Genomic DNA, 2,681 nt, shown 5'->3' with positions numbered 1-2,681 from the left:
TCAAATTGTCAAGCCATTGTTCCTGATTTTACCAAAAATGTAACTGCAACTGATACTTGTACTTCATCTGATTTATTAATTGTTACACAATCTCCAGCTGCTGGAACCTTGGTTCAATCTGGAACAACAAGCATACTAATAACAGTAAAAGACGCCTGTGGAAATGAAACAAGTTGTGAAGCACAATTAATTGTAACCAACTTTATTCTTGCCAATGACGATGCAGGAACTCCTGTAAATGGTTACACTGGAGGCATAGCTTATACCAATGTATTGTCAAATGACTTGTTGAACTGTGCAACAGCAACCACTCAAACTGTCAGCACATCATTTGTATCTTCAACAAATCCTGGTATTACTCTTTTAGGAACAAACGTGATTGTTGCTCCCGGAACTCCTGCTGGTTCTTACTCTTTGGAATATCAAATTTGTGAAATTGCAAATTCCCAAAATTGTGATAATGCTATCGTTAGTTTTACCGTGACTAAACCTGTTATTGATGCAGTTCCAGATAGCGCTGGCCCAATTGTTGGGGTTAACCAAACTATTCCAAATGTAATAAGTAACGTTCTCGCCAACGATACTTTAAATGGTATCCCAGTTGTTCCTACCGAAGTAACATTAATAAGACCTAATGATAATCCATTTTTACACATTAATCCTGATGGATCAGTTGATGTCTTGCCGAATGCTCCTGAAGGACCACAAACAGTAAGCTATCAAATTTGTGAAATATTGAATCCAACAAATTGCGATTCTGCCATTGTAACCATCAATATTGAAAAACCAGTAATGAGAATTTCTGCCACACCAGTATGTATCAACGATGTGCCTTACATCAACTACTCTGCGACTCCAGGCAATTTTACCCCAGTAAACGGATTGACCATTACTTGGACAGACAGTAATAACAATGTAATAGAAACAATGACTGGTTTACCTTTAACTGGCAAAGTTTTATGGCCGGGTGCTAAAGTGGATCAAAACGGAAATGGTACCGATTGGCCAGGTTGGGTATTTACAAACAATAAATGGATACAAGCAGCCGATGGTTTTGAAAACCTTCGTCCTAAAGCAACATTGGCTTTTACCCTTAATCCTACCGAAACTATTGTCGTGGATTACCCACCATCTGACCCATTGTGTACCTCAAGACCAACTTTTGTAATTGATGCCAATGATGATAATGCAAGTACAGATAACGGTCAAAACGGAGTTCCCAATATCGTGAACGTGTTTACAAACGACCTGTTGAACAATACTGCAATTAACCCTGCGGATGTTGACCTAACAACTATAACTCCAAACAATAACCTAATTCTTAATCTAAATAATGGTTGGGTTGATGTCAAAGCTGGAACTCCGGCTGGAATTTATACTTTAACGTATCAAATTTGTGAAAAAGCGGATAGTGGCAACTGTAGCCAAGCAGTGGTTACCGTTACGGTAGCCAAGCCTAGAATGGCGAGCTCTGCTCCTGTCATCAACAGGACCGTCAATTGTGATGCCACCAGCCTAGTACTAAATCTTTTGGAAAACGTGACAATGAATGAAAGTCCCGTTACCATAGACATAGTAAATCTTTCATTGACTTCTGGAAATTATCCAAACATAACATTGAACAACTTGGGTTCGTTAAACGTGGAAAATGGAATTCCTGTGGGATTATATCAATTTGCTTTCGAGGTTTGCGACAAACTAAACCCTGGCAACTGCGCTGCCGGTTTTGTAAACATAACTGTTCAGGACATTAATGCCCCGGTATTTGCTGCGCTCCCAGTTACAAAAACAATATCTTGCAGCGAACCTCTCGTTTTTGCACAAGCTGTTGCTACTGACATTTGTAGCACCGTGACATTGACTTTTGTGGATACTAAAACAAATGGTGCTTGTGCCGGTTCTTATTCCATTACAAGAACTTGGACTGCTACCGATGCTTCGAGCAATACCACAAAAGCTTCGCAAACCATCAATGTTCAAGACCTTGTTGGACCTACAACAACAACGGTATTCCCTGCCAGTGTTGACGTGACCTGTGATGCCATTCCTGCCAAACCAAACTTGGTGTTTGTCGATAATTGTTCAACCGTTGCAACTCCTGTTTATACAGAAAACATCATCAACCAAACTCCGGCATCCTATTCAATTGTTAGGGAATGGAACGTGGCCGATGCTTGTGGAAATGCTTCCAGATTTGTTCAAATTGTCAATGTAAGTATCACCAATGGCGGAAAAACAATTACGAGCGCTGCCTGTAACGCCGATTCCACTCCCATAGAACTTGGTGATTTGTTGCCAGAAGGCATTCCCAGAAATGGTACTTGGGTCAATAAAGACAATGTAGGAATATTGCAAGGCAGTATATTCAATCCTTTAAATGCTCCATTAGGTAATCATGTTTTCGAGTACAACGTGATCGATGGAAGTTGCCCTACAAGAATCACGCTAAACATGAATGTGAACTTTGATTGTAAAGTATTGGGTTGTGAATCTGTTCTTGTTCACAATGCTTTCACTCCAAATTGGGATGGTATCAATGATGTGCTTGTTATCGATGGTGTCAATGACGATATTTGTTATCCATCCGGTATTGGCATCGAAATATACAACCGTTGGGGAGTATTGGTTTTTGAAACCACCAAATACGACAACGAAACCAATGCTTTCGAAGGCTATTCAAA

The 2,681-nt window shown here is 40.0% G+C and carries 1 protein-coding gene; it reads left to right on the top strand.

Annotation, left to right across the window (positions count from 1 at the left end; all coding sequences use genetic code 11):
• The coding region (locus tag BUC16_RS17400) for a T9SS type B sorting domain-containing protein (protein WP_141226202.1) at window positions 1–2,681 on the top strand (2,681 nt) is incomplete at both ends.

Origin of the sequence: Flavobacterium fluvii, from assembly GCF_900129545.1 — a bacterium.
Lineage (GTDB): Bacteria > Bacteroidota > Bacteroidia > Flavobacteriales > Flavobacteriaceae > Flavobacterium > Flavobacterium fluvii.
Note: the sequence above shows the minus strand (reverse complement) of the source record. Positions and strands in the feature narration are given on the sequence as shown.